Genomic DNA, 17,613 nt, shown 5'->3' with positions numbered 1-17,613 from the left:
AAAATATTACTGATGAACAATCAAAAACAACTCTGGGTCTGATGGAGGCTATAACGCGACAGTAGTAGGTGGCGGAAATACAGAAGACAGCCCATTAATGATAATTGCTCACATAAAAGGGGAAACGAATCCCCCAAATTCGGAGCGGAAAAACCTCAAACAACCATGAGCAATCTATAATTAAAATTTTTTAAAGAAATAGCATCACATTTGGTAAATGCTACACATGTGCATGTTACAGGTACTGGACAAGCCCAGGAACAATTTATCCATTTCCTATCTACGACTCCTCAATTTAAGAATAGCAAAACCGAAGTGTCTACTTCGTAAAAATGAGTGATGAAAGCTTATTGAATTCATGACCAACAAGTTCTAATATTTATTTTGGCAACAGCAAAATTTGAAACAATATTGCTGTTGCTTTATTTAATAGTTATCTGACCCAATAAATAAAGAATGACAATAGCAAACCTATTCTTGCACATTCATTCATAATTTTTACTCCTTCACAATTTTAACCGAATCCAAAACCCCATCACCATTTTTAAATCTGCAATATATAATCCGTTTGGAATTGAGCTGATGTCAATTTTATTTACACTCTGGAGCCGTTAAATTTGTTGAATAAATTTGTTTACCGGTGATATCGATGATAAGTATATTATTATCATTGGAATTAATGTTTGAGCAATCAACAAATACAATTCCGTTAGTCAGTTGGGATATACATTTATTCCCAATTCGTTTGTTATCTGATTGATAGCGGTTATTTGGCGTTAAAGAATCATGGCATGGATTCGTTTATTTGAACATCAATTGCGTCATCGGCATAACAACGCAATCCGTTTGGCGGAAAAGAATCATCTCCACCATAATATAAAAACATATAACCTAGTGGGCCTATTGTTTCAACAATCGTGTTTGATGTATAAAAACAAATCGTAATCAAAATTGATATGGGTATGAATGGTTTTCAATAATACCCCATCATACAATTCCATAGTTACCGAATCAACCTCAATCAAAGTGGAATCACCGAAGTTGTAATACACATCATGGGAAACCAATCTGCACCACTGAAATCATAAACGAGTTTAAATTTATCTCCAATTAAAAAATAAACCTTTTCGTTGTTTTCATAAACATAATATTTTAACTCACCTTCTAAACCGCCGGTAAGTTTACAAAACTAAATTTTAATTCCCTGCAATTTATTCCGCCGATATTGGTATCAGCAATACTTTCAACTTTGTTGTACCCGGTTATGTCCAAGGTGTCATCATAGTCAATATCGTAAATATCACTATAATACCAGGTAGCACCAATTGGAGCAAAATTATTTGTTTGGGAAAAACATCTATCAATAAAAAATATTGCTATAATTAAAAAGGTATAATTTTTCATAATTCATTAATTTTATTAAAATTAAGTGAGGAAATAATTTAATAATTCATGTAACAAATAAAGTTTACTTCTTAAACCCTTCACTAAATTGATCTTACGAAATTTGTTGTTTTTTCATAAATTAATTTCATCAATAAAACACCTTTCACTTTGGAGTTATATTTACTGTAGTTATAAACATTATTTGTTTGAATATAATTCAAACCCCATCAATACCGTAAATTGAAATTTGTGCAATTTGCACGCTTTTCAAATTAAAATAAGATGAAAAAGGCATGGGATAAAGAGATAATTCATTTGAAACTGTTATTACTTCACTAAGCTCAGCCAACCATAAGGTGAAAATTGAATCAGACCAATATTTGGGTCTTCATAATAATTCAAATAGTTAGGAAAGGATCTTTAACATAACATCCGAATAGGGAAATAAATATTTTTTATTACCAAATATTTCACAGCCTCTCGGGCAAAATCCAGTAACCCCAATATGACTCTGAATGGAAAGAGCTTTTTTGAGCGTAAGTCCGGCTATTGTTTCAACATTTGCCGAATCAACCATAACATATGCTCAGGCTCTACTCCGCAAATGATATCCTCATACCCCAAATAGTCGCCAATACCGAGCGGCAAACATCGCCGGGCACAGCCGCAAAATTATATAAAATATGAAAGAGGTATCCATCAACTCTCCGGCTAATGAATCTATCGCATAAAAACAGTGTTCCACTTTGATAAACAAAATATCAGCTACTTTTTCTTCACTAAATGGATATAAAATTTACTTAAGACGCTACATTCCTGGCCAAATAAAATGGTATCCTGCTTTGACCAAGATAATGATACATTTTGTTCAAAGTCCATTCCCATTCCACACGAAACCATGCCACCATTTCTGCTCCAATCCGTTGCAAATTCTGATGGATGCAGTAAGCTTTGCCTATTTAATAAAAGAAGGAAAAATAAAATACCTGTATTAATTTCATAGGAGGTTTGTATAATTGAGAAAATAAATATACAAAAAAATTTAAACTCCTACCTCAACATTGTCATTTGAAAGTCTGATTATTTCCAATAACACTTCATCAATTTCTTCTAACGAATTTGGTTACCAGTTGTTTTGCGAGTATGATTTAATATTGGGAATACCTTTAAATAATTTGTATAGTGCCTGCGCATTTCTAAAATACACCAATATTCAGTCCTTTCCATTCAATAGATTTAATTAAATGCCTGCGACAAATATCAACGCGTTCGGCAATTGTTGGTGGGTGATAATTCTTCACCCCGTGGCCAAAAAATGTTTTATTTCACGAAACACCCAAGGTGCACCGAATAGCTGCGCGCCCAATCATAATGCCATCTACCCATAACGGTTTTCATTGCCAATGCCTTTTGTGGCGAATCTATATCGCCATTGCCGAAAATGGGAACTTGATGCGCTGATTATTTTTACATCACCAATCAAGGTCCAGTCTGCCTCACCTTTGTACATTTGTGCACGGGTTCTTCCGGAATGGTAAGCTTTAATACCAATATCCCTAAAGCAGCCTTCAGCCACTTCCATGATGTTTTTGGAGTTATGTCCCCAGCCGAGGCGAGTTTTTGCATAACCCAGGCAATTTTGTGGCCTTACAATCTGCAGTAAGCCGAACCATACGCGGTATATCCTTTAAAATACCGCCTGCATCTTTACACACAACTTTTTTACTGGACAGCTAAATTGTTCTCCAGCAAATCAGGGCCTGCTTGCCCAACAATTTCGGCGCAACTCCCTTCATTACTTATGTCTGCGCCAAAAATTTGAATGCCAATTGGCCGTTCAGTTTCTGAATTCGAGTTTTTTCAGACTTTCTCGGCATTTCAAATCAAACCCTCAGTAGAAATAAACTCGGTATACATCAAATCTGCTCCTAACTCCTTGCATAATACGCGAAAAGGCGGGTCGCTCACGTCTTCCATGGGCGCCAACAGGATGGGAAAATCCGGCAATTTAATATCTCCTATTTGAGGCATGCGGGTCAAAGTTAGTGCGAAAGTGGTTAAACAGGGTTAAAGCGCTTGTCGGATGCTCGTATTTACCTATTTTTACACCTTAAAGATTACCCATTGAAAGGTAGCATCAAGTCAATTCCATGGTATGGTAAATTATTAATTTTATTAGGCATATACCTGATAGGCGAAACCATTTTTGCCATGGTTGTGGTTGAAGAAATTAATGCCGTATTTCCGGTATGGATTTTAAATTTTATTACGGATTCGAAAAATTACTTCCAGCGACAGCGTATGACTTTAACAAGGAACGCGCATTAAAAATTTATCAGTTTACTACCGGCGTCGGTAGGTTTATTTTAGTTGCTGGATTTACATTTATTTATGCGGAAAATTTTTGGAGTTATTTATCATCGACAAAAAATAAAATCTGTTTCATTGGCACCATTATTTTAATTGGGTTAATGGCATCAGGTGCACTTATCAGCGTAATTAATGAATGGAATCAAAATTTGCATTTACCCGCCGCATGGAATGAAATGGAAAAATACCATGTGCTCACTCGAAGAACAAGCTAAAGTGCAAACAGAAGTTTTTTTGCGAACAACTGTATTTGGTGGATTTCTTTGAATGTTTTGATTATTGGATTTCTTGCCGCAATTGGTGAGGAGATTTTTCAGAGGCATATTACAAATATTATATTTTCGAGCAGCTAAAAGCACACCTGGCAATTTGGATCAGCGCATTTTATTCAGCTTTATACATTTCAGTTTTTCGGATTTTTCCAAGACTGCTCATGGGCGCGTTGTTAGGTATTTATATTTTTACAGCGGAAGTTTATGGAGTGCCATATTAGCCCATTTTTGTCAATAATATTGCTACTGTTATTGCGTATTACCTGTTGAATAAGGGTTTGATTGAAGATAATATTACAGAAGAAACCAACATCTGGGCCGCATTAATATCATTCCTTTTGTATTTTTATTGCTGCGGTACTTTTCAACGAACTGAAACGCCTTTAAGTTTAGCAGATGGAAAAAGACTGGATGATGGTGTATTCGACGACAGACAATCTGAAAGCATTATACATAAAGGAGATGCTTGAGGAACAAAAAAATTGTTGTTTTGTTCGATAAATTAATTCACCTTACGGAGAAGGAATATTATCCGGGAATATCGTTATCGTCCATTTTAAACAAGCTGAAGAAGCACTTGATTTTATTTATAACTTACCCGAATGAAAAATTTGGCATTACGAATAATAACAGGATTACTTGGTACGGCGTTATTATAGGCAGCATATTTTTAGATGCGTGGGCATTTGTTATTGTATTTGGTTTGATTGGCACTGCAACCCGTTTGAATATATGAACTTTTAGCAATCTTTCTACAAAAACCGATTTTCGAAATTGTTTATGCAATTCTGGTTGGTTTAATATTTTTTATAATTCTAAACAATATTTTTTGATGCTCAGTTTATCAACTTGTTGTTTAAATATTGCTTTTTTAGCGGGATTTATAATTGCGGAAATATTTTATAATCGTGACAATCCGTTTCAAATATTGGATTAAACATATTGGGCATTATTTATATTCCCGATTGCATTCGGCCATTATATCAATTACGGATTAGAGGAGGATGTCATAAACACCTGGTTCGCCGTAGGACTACTTTTATGGTTTGGTTTAACGACTCATTTGCCTATTTCGCGGGTCGCCTTTGGCAAAACGAAGCTATTTGAACGCATATCTCCTAAAAAACTTGGGAAGGCTTTGGGGAGGAATGTTGATGACTATTGTCCTGCTCAGCCGTTTTAAGTGTGTTATATGACGACCTAACCCTCTGTTTCAATGGATGGGTTGGGCAATAATTGTAATCGCTGAGCGCCACTTTGGGCGAATTAGCCGAATCGCTACTGAAACGGACATAGCACAAAGACAGTGGCAGCATTTTATCCGCCATGGGTTTCTGGACCGTTTTGACGGGTTTATCCTGATAGCGCTGCCATTTTCAATAGCCTATCTCTGGGTTTTGAACTACTTAACTAGTTTAGGAACCCCGAACAAAAATGACGTATAAATTGTATTACCTTTGCATCCCTATTCAATAGGGAAACTATACTATGCTAAGATTCATTCATAAAGAAGGTCGTAACATTATTATCGCTTTTTGGCCTTTTAGTCGCTTTAAATTTTGCCGCACTACTTTTTACCGGAAGAAAGACTGTTTCAACACCCTCATTTTAATCGCCTCTTTGGGTGGTATTTTGTTTGTGATGATGTTTTTCCGCAACCCAAACGCCGTCTTTTTATTGAAGAAGGCGCCATTATTGCTCCTGCGGATGGTAAAGTTGTGGTAATTGAAGAAACTACCGAAAACGAATATTTTAAAGACCGCAGATTGCAGGTTTGATTTTTATGAGCGTGAAAACGTGCATATTAACCGCACCCAATCAGCGGACAAGTGAAATACTTTAAATACCATCCCGGAAAATACCTGCTTGCATGGGGACCCAAAATCTTCTACCGAAAACGAAAGAACTACGTATGTAATTGAGGATGAGGATGATAACATGGAAATTTTAATGCGCCAGATTGCAGGGAACCGTTTACGACGCATCAAGTTTTATGTTGAAGAAGGTGATGAAGTTACCCAGGGCTCTGAATTCGGGTTTATCAAATTTGGTTCAAGGGTAGACTTATTTTTACCACTCGATTCAAAGGTTGAGGGGTGAATATCGGAGAAAAGTTAAAGGTGGACAAACCGTTATTGCGCGTATTGCCAGAACCAAATAATTGTATTATTTTTATCCTATAAAATAAATTTGTTACTATGAAAAAACTATTTGCTTTCGCAGTTATAATCGCTTTTGGTGCTTCGGTATCTTTTGCTCAAACTGCTGCTCCAACTTCTAATACAACAACAGCAACCGAACAGGCAACTCCTGTAATTAAAGCTGCAGATGTTACTACCAACACCGTAAAATGTTCATCTGAAACAAAAACAGGTGCATGTTGCAGTCATGGTGCAAGCAAAGCTGAAGCAGCAACTTCAACAGAAGCATCAAATTCAACATCAACCGAAGCAGCTACAACTTCTGAAGCAGCAACTACCGTGAAAATTGCAAATCCAGTTTCTGTGGGTGTAAGCGCCGCAAAACCTGAAGCAATGAAAGTTGATGAAACACCTGATAATTAAATTAAAAGAATATTTATAAAATAAAATCCTGCAGCAATGCGGGATTTTTTTATTTAAGGAAGTGCATATCGGAACAGAAAATTATTTCTGCTTACAACACCGTTATCAATTCACCCAAATCGGCAATTTGACGGAAATTAAATTTGTTTTCACGGCCTTCGGTATTAAGCCAAACAAATTGCATTCCTGCATTTAATGCACCATGTCCGTCAACTTCAGGTGAGTCGCCAATATACATACACTGAGCAGCCTCTGCATTTATTGCATTTAAAGCATATTCAAAAATGCGAATATTCGGTTTTAATGCATTGGCAGCTTCTGCAGTGGTTACCGTATGGAAATAGTTTTTCAAACCTGTGTTCTCCAATTTAAAATATTGCACCTCATCAAAACCATTGGTAATAATATGCAAACTGATATTTTTGTTTGAGATGATTTAATAAATTCAATGTATTGGGTAATAAATCGGTTTGTCTACGGGTGTGATAGATATAGTGATCGGCAGCTTCATTTGCTAAAACATAATTATTAATTCCGAAATCATTAAATGCAGCATAAAATCGATTTAACCGCACTTCATCTTTGCTTACATTACCTAATGCATACTGGTTCCATAAATATTCATTCCTGAATTTATATTGCTGATGAAAATTATCAAAGTCAGGTATGCCTGCTTCACGCAAATTAAATTTTTCAAATATTTCTGCAAGAATACGTTTCGAGTTTCCTGAAAAATCCCAAAGGGTATTATCTAAATCGAAAATAATATGTTTTAAGCCGGCCATATTAAAATTGAAGGGATGAAATTGGTTATCTTGTTTTTCCATATTAAAACTTTTCGCTGCATCTGCAATACTTTTTGCAACCGGTATAAATTCGTAGTTTAAAGTTTCACGTATTTTTTTATTATCGAAAAACACTTTTTTATTTGCAATTGTTGCAGTTTGTTTTGTAACAGATGGCTCTTTACCGCTAAAAAGTGATTTAATCCATTCTGCCCGCCAGGCTAAACCCGATAATGTTTTTCCAGCCAAAACAGTTGGCCCCTGCACCTTTAAATTTTTTGCAATGTCGCCCAAAAATTGCTGATACGAAACATTTTCAGCATTTAAAATAAATCGTTCACCGGTAATTTCGCTTTCCATTAACCGGTAACAAATTTAACACATCACGAACATCAACATAACCGGTTACACCGTTAGTATAATATTTAAATCCGTTGTAAATAGTTGTAAATAATTTACAGGAACCACTATCCCAGTTTCCGGCACCAACAATTATAGATGGATTTACAATCACTGCATTTAATCCTTCAGCCATTGCACGCCACACTTCCCGCTCTGCAAGAAACTTACTGATAGAATAATCGGAGGTTAAATTTTTGCGGTCCCAGGGTGTTGCTTCGGTTACTATTTCATCTTTTTTTCCGGTTCTTCCCAGTGCTGCTATGGAACTGATGTGTACCAGTTTTTTAATATTATTATCCAGCGCCAAATTCACCACATTTGCCGTTCCTTCTACATTTACCTGCATTAAATGATTGGCATTTTTTCCCACATATGAAATCACCGCAGCACAATGATAAATTTGTTCCACACCCAGCATGGCATCATCCAAGCTGCTAATATCATTCACATCGCCATCTACCCATTCAATTTTATTTGCAATATCAGCAACCAAACGCAAATTACTTTCCGGTCGTTTAATAGCACGCACCTGATTGCCTTGATTTACAAGAAAACGACATAAATAACTGCCCACTAATCCATTTGCTCCGGTTACTAATATCATGATTGAAAGGTAATCAGATGTATTGACATTATTTTATTTTTTTAATTCCGTTTCGTATTCGGTAAAAATATTTCACCTCCGCTTACAGCAACAGTTGCTCCTGTTACCGAAGGTAAAAAATTTGGTTGATTTAATAATCGCAACGCCCCCATTAAACACATTGCCAGCGATTCTTTAAATTGAATAATTTCAGTTGCCGGCAAATTTATTTTTATTTGTGCAGCTTCTTCAATGCTTTTAATTAAAAAACCATTAAATGCGCCGCCACCGGTAACTAATATTTTATAATCACTTTTAATTTCTGCTTTATGTTTAATTATTACTGCTGCAATTTGTTGGGCGATATGTGCAGTTGCCGTTGCAAGTTTATCGTTAACAGGAATATCACAGGCGGCAATACGGTCAACAAAATATTTTCGAACAAAATGATTATCCAGCGATTTCGGATAAGGCATTTCAAAATAACTGCAGTTGTTTAATGCATCCAATAAATCGATATCAATTTTACCTGCTTCCGCCAGTTCTCCGTTTTCATCGTATTCTAGACCTACTGTTGATGCAATATAATTGAGTAATTGATTAGCACCACAAATATCAAAACCAATACGTCCGTTTTTTGTTTCGAAAGAAATATTGGATATCCCGCCAATGTTTAAACAAGCATCATAATCCGTAAAAAATAATTTATCGCAAATTGGCACCAATGGCGCTCCCTGTCCACCTGCATCAATATCCGCCTGCCGAAAATTATTAATTACTTTACATCCGGTTAAATCTGCAAGTAATTGTCCATCTCCAATCTGACAAGTTTTACCCTGAGCAGGAAAATGATAAACAGTATGTCCATGTGATGCAATAATATCCGGCTTGGATAAATTATTATCTCCCAAAAAAACATTTACCGCTTTTGCAGATAACTCAGCAAAAAATTGATGTTCGTATTTATAATCATTAAAAATATCGGGAACAATATTGCGCAGTTTTAATTGCTCATTTGCATTAAACGCAATTGTATCTGCAGCAATAATTTTAAATTGAAAACGACTACCGGTAATTATTTCGCAATAAGCAATATCTAACCCATCGAGTGAACTTCCCGACATTAATCCAATTATGTTCAACTTTTTTTCGGGTATCAAGATTTAATTTTTTCGCAGGGTCACAACATAATTTGCAACCAGTTGAATTTCTTCAGGTGTAAGCTGCGTTTTCCAGGCCGGCATGGCTTTTCTACCTTCTGCAACTACCTGTGTAACTTCACCAACATTAAGTGCTGAAATTTTCAGGTTTGCAGCACCACTTAAACCAAGATCGCCCTTACTGCCGTGGCATAATTTGCAATGTTTAATATAAACCTGTTCGCCCGGAGTTACAACAGCAGCAGGAGTTGCAGGGTTTGATTTATCAGATTGTGAGCAACTTGCAAATGAAAGTGCTGAAATAATTACAAAAAAAATAAGTAGCTTTTTCATGCTGAATAAAATTCAGTGCAAAGCTACTTATTCAAGTATTAAGTTGTATGAGAAATTACCTTACTAAAGTAATATTTCCTTGTCGTTGAATTAAAACTCCATCCATATCATAAGCGCGAACCAGGTAGATATAAGTACCGATTTCCGCTTCATCATTTCCTACCATACCATTCCAACCACCATTAATATCGCTTGTTGTAAATACAATTTGACCGTAACGATTATAAATGGTGTATTCCAGCAACTCACTTACTTCGTGATTCAACACAAAAATTTCATCGTTATAACCGTCGCCATTCGGTGAAAATGCATTAGGCACTTCCACAATGGTATATTGTGTCACATAAATAGTAACATCATCAGTTTCGGAACAACCATCAGGGCTTGTTACGGTTAATGTAAATGTTGTTGTTTCAGTTAATTCCACAGTAGGATTATTTACTGTAACGCTGGAAATACTTGCCGGTGTAATAATCGGATTACCTGCCAACCAGTAAAAATCACCCACACCTGAACCATTTAACTGGAAGGTTTCAAGATAGGCTACAGTGTCATCTTCACCTGCATCAGCAAATGGTAATTCACCGATATAAATATCCTGCATCAAAGTATCCGAACAACCGTTTGCTGAAAAAGCGATTAAAGTAACAGTGTACGTTCCCGGTGCTCCATATAAATGACTTGGATTATCTTCTGCCGAAGTTGAACCATCACCAAACTCCCAGGCATAACTACTTATTGATCCTGTTGTAATGGTTGTATTATTATCGAATTCAGCTTCAACGTTCTGACAAACATCATCCACATCAAAAGCCACATCAGGTCCGGGTTCTACGAGAATATCATAGGCAATACTAGATTCACATCCTTTATCTGTTTGCACGGTGAGTGTAACGGTATATGTTCCACCATCTGCATATTCATGTTCAGGATTTTCATCCGTTGATGCGGAACCATCATCAAAATCCCAATCCCATGCATTTATTTCGCCTGCTTCAGTTGAAGTAGAATTGTCATCAAACACAACAGGTGTTCCTGAACATCCTGCAGAAAATCATAAGCTGCGGTTAATGTATTGTAAACACCAACAGCACCTAAAGCAGTATCTGCACAAGTAAAGCCGGGTTAACAATCAAGGTCACATAATACATTCCTGTATCAGCATAAATATGTGTGGATCTACTTCAGTTGAAAGCCGCCATCACCAAAATCCCAGAAATAAGAGTCACCGCCGTGCTGAAATTATCAAATTCAACCAAAAAATCTGTGCAATCTAAAAAACACTGCAGTGGAATCGATATCATTAAAAATAACATCTTCAATAGATAACTGTGCAACAACTGCCGGTACATGCCACAACGTTGAACTGAAAATCACGAATGTGATTACCTAATAAAATGCCATCGCGATATTCTTCACAAACAACACCAACCACATATCTTCCTTCTGCAATTGCAGTTCCGGTTAATAAGCCTGTTATTGGATCAACATTAAAAGCAGGTGCTGCAGTAATAGGATTAAATTCATCGAAACCTGCTGCATAAACAACACCAACATATGGTGGGTCTGATGCAATAGTTGGAGCCGGAGCACCCGGGTCGGCACCATCATAAGGCCAGAAAAATGAATATGCTAATGAGTCGCCATCAATATCAGTTGCTGAATGATCAAAAACAATTGGGTCATCCAAACAAATTACTGTTGGTGGTAAATCATTAAAATAAGGTGAATTATTACATTCAGCCGCTGAATTTGGCGGAATTTCCTGCGTACAGGTAGCGCCCGTATCTTCAGGTGCATTCAGGTTTACGATACCTGCATTTCTGCAGCAACGTTGATATACTAATAAATAGCCTACTTCAGAGGCAGCCAATGTAATGGTTTTAGTATAAATGGCCTGTTCAACACAAATATCATCGGGTGCATCCAAACAAGGGTTATCCGATTCAGCAGGAACATCCGATAATACCGGAGCGCTTAAAGTAAAATTGGTAACGTATTCACCGTCTTGCGTAAACACGGTCATGTAAGCCGGATTATCAAAAGGGGTAAGACTGGTACAATCGCGATATAAAATAAGGGTAACCAGATATTGGTTTTCACCTATACATTCATATTTGATTTCACCACCAATTATATGCGAAGCATTAACCTGTTGAATACATGCAAGCATCGGGATGAGGAGGAGCAAAAGCCTGAGTTTTTTCATTGCGCAGTTTGGTTAAGGTGTTAAAGTTAAGAAAATAAATTTTACCGTAATAGGGTTACACTTCCGCTTAATGCCTGTTGAATTCCATCACAAATAGTAATAAGCCGGTAAATGTATGATCCTATCTCTTGTTCACGACCTGACCCGTCGGTGCCGTCCCACCCGTTTTCCAGATCTGTCGTTTCAAATATAATGTCTCCCCAGCGATTATAAATTTGCATTGTAATCAGCTCCTCATCTCCTGAAGTTACAAAGCGAAATCTATCGTTTACCCCATCGCCATTGGGAGAAAATGCATTCACAGTTACATAATGAAAACAACTTGGTATAATATATACCAATGCCGTATCAACGGCCGTACAACCCGATTCATCGGAAGCCGTAATAATATATTGCACCGTTTCATCCGGCATCGAAATCGGATCAGGAATAAAAGCATCCGTTAATCCTGTAGCCGGACTCCATTCATAACTAATTCCTCCGGTCGCATACATCTGAACCGGGTGATTACTATAAACTATTGTATCAGGGCCTGCAATCAGGTTTGGTGCAGGTAAAACATTTACAATAACAAATGCAGTATCACTGGTACATTCATCTGAAACAATTACTGCATATTCGGTCGTTGTTGTCGGCCAAACATAGGGTGACTGCTCGGTTGGCGATGAAATATGTGTAGCAGGCAGCCAATTGTAATAGGTTCCGCCGTCGGCAAATAATTGTATGCTGTCGCCTTCACAAATGGTCACATCATTTAATTCGGTTGCTATTATGGGTAGAGGAACAATTAGAGTATCAAAAAGTGTATCTACACAACCATAATTACTCGTTGTAATTAACGCAACAGGGTAAGCTCCGGCAGTATCAAAATAATAGTCGAATGAATCGGCATTTACATAACCTCCATCGGGTGTAATCCACTCCACATCGGTGATTTCACTAGTTCCAATAATTACAGAAGCATTTGAAACTGTACCGATTTGGTCTTCACAAACATTATCGAAAGTTAAAAATGGGAAAGGTTTTGGGTAGATGGTAATGGTGTCAATCACTTCCAGCTCACAGCCTACCGAATTAGTCACGTTAAAAATGATCATATAATCGCCGGGGCCATCGTAAGCATAAAATGGGTTTTGAATTGAACTTCCGCCCCCATCACCATAATTCCATGACCAGTTGGTAAGATTTCCGTATACCGTAGTTGAGAGGTCGGTAAATGCCACTTCAGTTTGAGCGCAGGTGTTATCAAAACTAATTGCAGCTTCAAAACCGGGATAAATTAAAACCTGAATATAGTCGGTATCGGAACAATCGGAACCGGGCAGAATTACCAGCATAACTTCGTAAGTTCCTGTATCCGGGAAAATATAAGTGGGAAATTTTTGGGTAGATGTATCCGTTGTGATGCCATCAACTCCAAAGTCCCAATAGTAATCATCTGCCCCAAAACTATAATTTTCGAATGTTACGGTATAATCTGAACAATTTCTGATAACATTCGGTGCATTAGCCACTGCAGTAGGCTCACAGTCGGTAACGTTAAACTGAAAATCGCGGTAATGGGTACCGATTAATACACCGCCGCGGTATTCTTTTACCTCTACCCCAACAACATATTGCCCAATCATATCGGGGGTTCCTTCCATAAATCCGGTAACATTATTTATGGTAAAAGCCGGGTCAGATGAAATGGGATATCCTTCGTTAAACGGTGGTGTAAAAATTACTTCATTAAATGGTGGAGCCGGCGCTGGGTCCGGGTCAGGCACATCGGAAGTTGCTCCGGAATAAGGTGTAAAAAATGCATACACTAACTGGTCGCCGTCAGGGTCAGTTGCAGCATGGTCAAATTCAAAAGGGAAACCGGCACATAGTGAAACCGGAGGTAACGTATTAAACCGCGGACTGGAATTGATAATAGCGCCCGGGTCAGGAATATGGGTTGTATATGTTGCACCTGTGGCAACCGGTTCTTCAATATTGATAATGGTTGAATTTCGGCAACAACGCTGGTAAACCAGGTCGTAACCACCTGCCCGGGGTGGTAAATTCACTGTAGTTTCATAAATGGCTTCCTGCACACATAAATCGGGATATACATTCATGCAGGGGCTTACAATTGCCGGGTCAATGAGGTCGGCACCGGGGAAATAAATGTCCAGTGTTTGAATCAAAACACCAAGTGTATCGTAGATGTAAATTTGCAGCGGATCGTCGTATGGCGCGGCTTCCGGGTCGGCACAGTCGCGATAAATTTTAAGTACAATATCGAAATTATTGCCTGTAGTGCGGGTGTAAATAATTTCACCACCTATAATGTGAAAGGCAAAAGCATTGCCCCACAGAACAGCCATGATAAAACATAAACCAATTTTTTTTGCCCACATTTGCTGCTAAAGTTACTCCACTTAAATGTTAAAGTGGTTCATAATTATGTCATTTAGGCTATAAGACGGGAAAAATCTTAAAAAGGTTTAACCATTGATTATCAGGGCAATTTTTATCTTAGTGCGCTTTTCAGGATAATATCTATCAGGGCAAGTTTATTCAAACCACGATTATGAAGAAAATTTTATTGAGTTTTTTTATCGGAATGCTGGTTATTTCCGGCTTTGCGCAATCTACCTATCCGGTAAACGGAGTGGCAGATGAAAGAGATAAAGTGTATGCATTTGTGCATGCAACATTAGTAATTGACCCATCAACAACAACCAATGATGCAACCCTGCTGATTAAATCGGGAAAAATTGTTGCTGCAGGTGCAGGTGTTGCAATACCATCTGATGCCGTGATTATTGATTTAACAGGAAAATATATTTATCCTTCATTTATCGATTTGAATGCCGGATATGGAATTCCCGCAAAAGAAAATCCTGATCGCAGTCGCGGACCACAAATGGTAAATAATAATACCAATGCCGTAAACTGGAATCAGGCAGTTACACCGGAGTTTCAGGCATTTACTGTTTTTTCGCCTGATACCGCTTCAGGTAGCAAATTTCGTGGTGCCGGTTTTGGTGCAAGTTTAACACATCGTGAAGATGGCATTATGCGCGGAACAGGTGCTCTTGTTTTATTAGGAAATGAATCTTCAGGAAAAATGTTGTTGAAAGAAAATGTGAGCAGTCATTATTCATTTATGAAGGGCAGTTCAACACAGGACTATCCTACATCGGAAATGGGCAGTATTGCATTACTGCGACAAACATTTTACGATGCAGATTGGTATGCGAAGGGTGGAGATAAAATTGAAAAAAATATTTCATTGCTGGCAATCAATAATAATAAATCGCTGGTGCAAATTTTTGATTCAAATGAAAAACTCGAAATATTACGTGCAGATAAAATTGGTGAAGAATTCGGATTTCAATTTGTTGTAAAAGGCAGTGGCAATGAATACCAACGCGTAAATGAAATTTTAGCATCAGGTGCTACCTTAATTATTCCATTAAATTATCCAAAAACTCCCGATGTTAGCGACCCTTATGATGCGGAATTATTAAGTATATCAGATTTAAAACATTGGGAAATGGCACCTGCCAATTGTGCGATGTTGGAAAAAGCCGGAATTAAATTTAGTATTACATCTGACGGTCTGGAAAACAAAGCTGATTTTTTACCTGCTTTAAGAAAAGCCGTTCAGTATGGCCTTAGCGAAAAAATGGCTTTACAGGCATTAACTACTATTCCTGCAGAAATAATTAAATCACAAAATGAATTAGGCACTTTAGCTTCAGGAAAAATTGCAAACTTTATTATTACTTCCGGAAATATTTTTAATGCGGAAACGGTAATTTATGAAAACTGGGTGAATGGTCAACAATATATTGTTAAACCCGAAGCTGCTGATGCGCGTGGTGTATATAAATTAAGTGTTGGCAATCGTGTGTATGGATTGGTTATCAGTGGTAAAGTTGATGCACCTGAATATGCTGTAATTAAAAATACCGACACACTAAAAGCATCAGGAAATATTACCGATGCAAACATTTCAATATCATTTAGTGATGGTGTTGAGTTGTTCAGATTAAGCGGTTGGAAACAAGATAAAAATTTTGGTGGCAGCGGACAAATTAATGGCACATGGGTTGAATGGAATGCACAGTACACCAATGTGTATGCTGAAAAAGATGATACTTTAAAACGAGATACCATTCCTTATGGACAAGTGATGTATCCGTTTACTGCATACGGTTATTTGCAAGCACCAAAACAACAGGATATTCTAATAACCAACGCAACAGTTTGGACAAACGAAAAAGAAGGCATTTTAAATAATTATGATGTATTGATATCAGGCGGAAAAATTATTAAAATCGGAAAAAATATTGCTGCAAAAAACGCTTTGGTAATTGATGGAACCGGTAAACATTTAACAGCGGGAATTATAGATGAACACTCGCATATTGCCGTTACATCAGGTGTAAATGAAGGAACCCAATCAATAAGTGCTGAAGTGCGCATTGGTGATGTAATTAATTGTGATGATATTAATATTTACCGACAATTAAGTGGTGGTGTAACCAGCGCACATATTTTACATGGTTCGGCAAATGCCATTGGCGGACAAACACAATTAATTAAATTAAGATGGGGTTTAGCACCTGAGCAAATGAAATTTGAAGGTGCTGACGGTTTTATCAAATTTGCTTTAGGCGAAAACGTAAAACAAAGTAATTGGGGCGATGATAATACGACTCGTTTCCCGCAATCAAGAATGGGTGTTGAGCAGGTTTTTGTTGATGGATTTACACGTGCTCAGGAATACATAGCGGCTAAAAATTCAAAAACAGAATTAGTGCGCACCGATTTAGAATTGGAAGCACTCGCAGAAATATTGCAGGAAAAAAGATTTATTACCTGTCATAGTTATGTGCAAAGCGAAATTAATATGCTGATGAAGGTGGCCGATCAATTTGATTTTCGTGTTAATACATTCACCCATATTTTAGAAGGTTATAAAGTTGCCGATAAAATGAAATTACACGGCGCAGGTGCATCCAGTTTTGCCGACTGGTGGGCATATAAATATGAAGTGGCAGAAGCTATTCCGCAAAACCCCGGCATATTAACTAATGAAGGTGTAGTAACAGCAATAAATTCAGATGATGCAGAAATGGCGCGCCGTTTAAATCAGGAAGCTGCCAAATCAATTAAATACATGGGTATGAGTCCGGAAGATGCATTAAAAATGGTAACGCTGAATCCGGCGAAATTACTGCATGTCGACAATCGCGTGGGCAGTATTAAAGAAGGAAAAGATGCAGATGTGGTTTTATGGAGTGCTGACCCGTTAAGTATTTATGCCATAGCAGAAAAAACAATTATTGACGGTATTATTTATTACGATTATATGCAACAGGATATGTTATTACAAGCCGCTGCAAAAGAACGTTCAAGAATTATTGCAAAAATGATTGCAGAAAAAAATGGTGGCGCACCGGTAATTCCGGTTGTAGTAAAAGAAAATAAATTATACGAATGCGAAGATCAGTTTGATTTTATGCAGGGTGAATAATAAAATTAACATTGAATATTAAAAGGAGAAT

General features: G+C 37.3%; 16 protein-coding genes and 2 pseudogenes. 7 read left to right on the top strand and 11 right to left on the bottom strand.

Going from position 1 to position 17,613, the window contains the following annotated elements:
* Nucleotides 1-784 precede the first annotated feature (784 nt).
* From IPI65_02540 to IPI65_02530, 3 genes and pseudogenes are all read right to left on the bottom strand, one after another.
* Nucleotides 785-949: a hypothetical protein gene (locus tag IPI65_02540; protein MBK7440427.1), complete on the bottom strand. Its 165-nt coding sequence runs from the start codon at nucleotides 947-949 to the stop codon at nucleotides 785-787.
* 215 nt (nucleotides 950-1,164) lie between these two features.
* A complete protein-coding gene (locus IPI65_02535) occupies nucleotides 1,165-1,404 on the bottom strand; it encodes a hypothetical protein (protein MBK7440426.1) in 240 nt (79 codons plus the stop codon).
* Between the two features lie 1,105 nt (nucleotides 1,405-2,509).
* Nucleotides 2,510-3,417 (bottom strand): annotated as a pseudogene (locus tag IPI65_02530) (tRNA-dihydrouridine synthase).
* 218 nt (nucleotides 3,418-3,635) lie between these two features.
* On the opposite strand from IPI65_02530, the gene IPI65_02525 reads away from it, so the two are divergent.
* The 6 genes and pseudogenes from IPI65_02525 (at nucleotide 3,636) to IPI65_02500 (ending at nucleotide 6,592) form a co-directional block, all read left to right on the top strand.
* The gene (locus tag IPI65_02525) at nucleotides 3,636-3,971 is read left to right on the top strand and encodes a hypothetical protein (protein ID MBK7440425.1); all 336 of its coding nucleotides are present in this window, start codon (nucleotides 3,636-3,638) and stop codon (nucleotides 3,969-3,971) included.
* A gap of 85 nt (nucleotides 3,972-4,056) precedes the next feature.
* Nucleotides 4,057-4,266 (top strand): CPBP family intramembrane metalloprotease, encoded by a 210-nt coding sequence (locus IPI65_02520; GenBank protein ID MBK7440424.1) that lies wholly within the window; start codon nucleotides 4,057-4,059, stop codon nucleotides 4,264-4,266.
* Nucleotides 4,267-4,294: 28 nt separating this feature from the next.
* Nucleotides 4,295-4,498, top strand: coding sequence for a hypothetical protein (locus tag IPI65_02515; GenBank protein ID MBK7440423.1), 204 nt, complete (start codon nucleotides 4,295-4,297; stop codon nucleotides 4,496-4,498).
* Entirely contained in the window at nucleotides 4,495-4,764 is a 270-nt protein-coding gene (locus IPI65_02510) for a hypothetical protein (GenBank protein ID MBK7440422.1), read from the top strand. The genes IPI65_02515 and IPI65_02510 overlap by 4 nt, the downstream gene beginning before the upstream one ends.
* A gap of 752 nt (nucleotides 4,765-5,516) precedes the next feature.
* Nucleotides 5,517-6,128, top strand: a pseudogene (locus tag IPI65_02505) (phosphatidylserine decarboxylase).
* A 98-nt stretch (nucleotides 6,129-6,226) separates the two neighbouring features.
* Nucleotides 6,227-6,592, top strand: a complete 366-nt coding sequence (locus IPI65_02500; protein ID MBK7440421.1) for a hypothetical protein — start codon at nucleotides 6,227-6,229, stop codon at nucleotides 6,590-6,592.
* A gap of 91 nt (nucleotides 6,593-6,683) precedes the next feature.
* On the opposite strand, the gene IPI65_02495 is transcribed toward IPI65_02500, so the two are convergent.
* The 8 genes from IPI65_02495 to IPI65_02460 all read right to left on the bottom strand — a co-directional run bounded on the left by IPI65_02495 (nucleotide 6,684) and on the right by IPI65_02460 (nucleotide 14,418).
* Nucleotides 6,684-7,004 (bottom strand): HAD-IA family hydrolase, encoded by a 321-nt coding sequence (locus IPI65_02495; GenBank protein MBK7440420.1) that lies wholly within the window; start codon nucleotides 7,002-7,004, stop codon nucleotides 6,684-6,686.
* Nucleotides 6,979-7,737, bottom strand: a complete 759-nt coding sequence (locus tag IPI65_02490) for a hypothetical protein (GenBank protein MBK7440419.1) — start codon at nucleotides 7,735-7,737, stop codon at nucleotides 6,979-6,981. The genes IPI65_02495 and IPI65_02490 overlap by 26 nt, the downstream gene beginning before the upstream one ends.
* Complete coding sequence (locus IPI65_02485) at nucleotides 7,715-8,383, bottom strand: NAD-dependent epimerase/dehydratase family protein (GenBank protein MBK7440418.1); 669 nt, start codon at nucleotides 8,381-8,383, stop codon at nucleotides 7,715-7,717. Before IPI65_02485 ends, IPI65_02490 begins: the two co-directional genes overlap by 23 nt.
* 41 nt (nucleotides 8,384-8,424) lie before the next feature.
* Nucleotides 8,425-9,486, bottom strand: a complete 1,062-nt coding sequence (locus tag IPI65_02480) for an anhydro-N-acetylmuramic acid kinase (GenBank protein ID MBK7440417.1) — start codon at nucleotides 9,484-9,486, stop codon at nucleotides 8,425-8,427.
* Nucleotides 9,487-9,525: 39 nt separating this feature from the next.
* The gene (locus tag IPI65_02475; GenBank protein MBK7440416.1) at nucleotides 9,526-9,855 is read right to left on the bottom strand and encodes a cytochrome c; all 330 of its coding nucleotides are present in this window, start codon (nucleotides 9,853-9,855) and stop codon (nucleotides 9,526-9,528) included.
* Nucleotides 9,856-9,910: 55 nt separating this feature from the next.
* Nucleotides 9,911-10,879: a PKD domain-containing protein gene (locus IPI65_02470; GenBank protein MBK7440415.1), complete on the bottom strand. Its 969-nt coding sequence runs from the start codon at nucleotides 10,877-10,879 to the stop codon at nucleotides 9,911-9,913.
* Between the two features lie 294 nt (nucleotides 10,880-11,173).
* A complete protein-coding gene (locus IPI65_02465; protein ID MBK7440414.1) occupies nucleotides 11,174-12,064 on the bottom strand; it encodes a hypothetical protein in 891 nt (296 codons plus the stop codon).
* Nucleotides 12,065-12,105: 41 nt separating this feature from the next.
* Complete coding sequence (locus IPI65_02460) at nucleotides 12,106-14,418, bottom strand: gliding motility-associated C-terminal domain-containing protein (protein MBK7440413.1); 2,313 nt, start codon at nucleotides 14,416-14,418, stop codon at nucleotides 12,106-12,108.
* 203 nt (nucleotides 14,419-14,621) lie between these two features.
* Here IPI65_02460 and IPI65_02455 point away from each other — a divergent pair, with 203 nt between their 5' ends.
* Entirely contained in the window at nucleotides 14,622-17,582 is a 2,961-nt protein-coding gene (locus tag IPI65_02455) for an amidohydrolase family protein (GenBank protein MBK7440412.1), read from the top strand.
* Nucleotides 17,583-17,613 lie beyond the last annotated feature (31 nt).

It is taken from the genome of Bacteroidota bacterium, from assembly GCA_016706255.1.
Classification (GTDB): Bacteria; Bacteroidota; Bacteroidia; order Chitinophagales; family BACL12; genus UBA7236.
This window is presented reverse-complemented; position numbering and strand designations above follow the sequence as displayed.

Excerpts from the sequence above, each read along its gene's own strand:
- IPI65_02535 (MBK7440426.1), bottom strand. The coding sequence starts at position 1,404 with ATGAAAAATTATACCTTTTTAATTATAGCAATATTTTTTATTGATAGA.
- IPI65_02525 (MBK7440425.1), top strand. The coding sequence starts at position 3,636 with ATGGATTTTAAATTTTATTACGGATTCGAAAAATTACTTCCAGCGACA.
- IPI65_02500 (MBK7440421.1), top strand. The coding sequence starts at position 6,227 with ATGAAAAAACTATTTGCTTTCGCAGTTATAATCGCTTTTGGTGCTTCG.
- IPI65_02490 (MBK7440419.1), bottom strand. The coding sequence starts at position 7,737 with ATGGAAAGCGAAATTACCGGTGAACGATTTATTTTAAATGCTGAAAAT.
- IPI65_02485 (MBK7440418.1), bottom strand. The coding sequence starts at position 8,383 with ATGATATTAGTAACCGGAGCAAATGGATTAGTGGGCAGTTATTTATGT.
- IPI65_02480 (MBK7440417.1), bottom strand. The coding sequence starts at position 9,486 with ATGTCGGGAAGTTCACTCGATGGGTTAGATATTGCTTATTGCGAAATA.
- IPI65_02475 (MBK7440416.1), bottom strand. The coding sequence starts at position 9,855 with ATGAAAAAGCTACTTATTTTTTTTGTAATTATTTCAGCACTTTCATTT.
- IPI65_02465 (MBK7440414.1), bottom strand. The coding sequence starts at position 12,064 with ATGAAAAAACTCAGGCTTTTGCTCCTCCTCATCCCGATGCTTGCATGT.
- IPI65_02460 (MBK7440413.1), bottom strand. The coding sequence starts at position 14,418 with ATGGCTGTTCTGTGGGGCAATGCTTTTGCCTTTCACATTATAGGTGGT.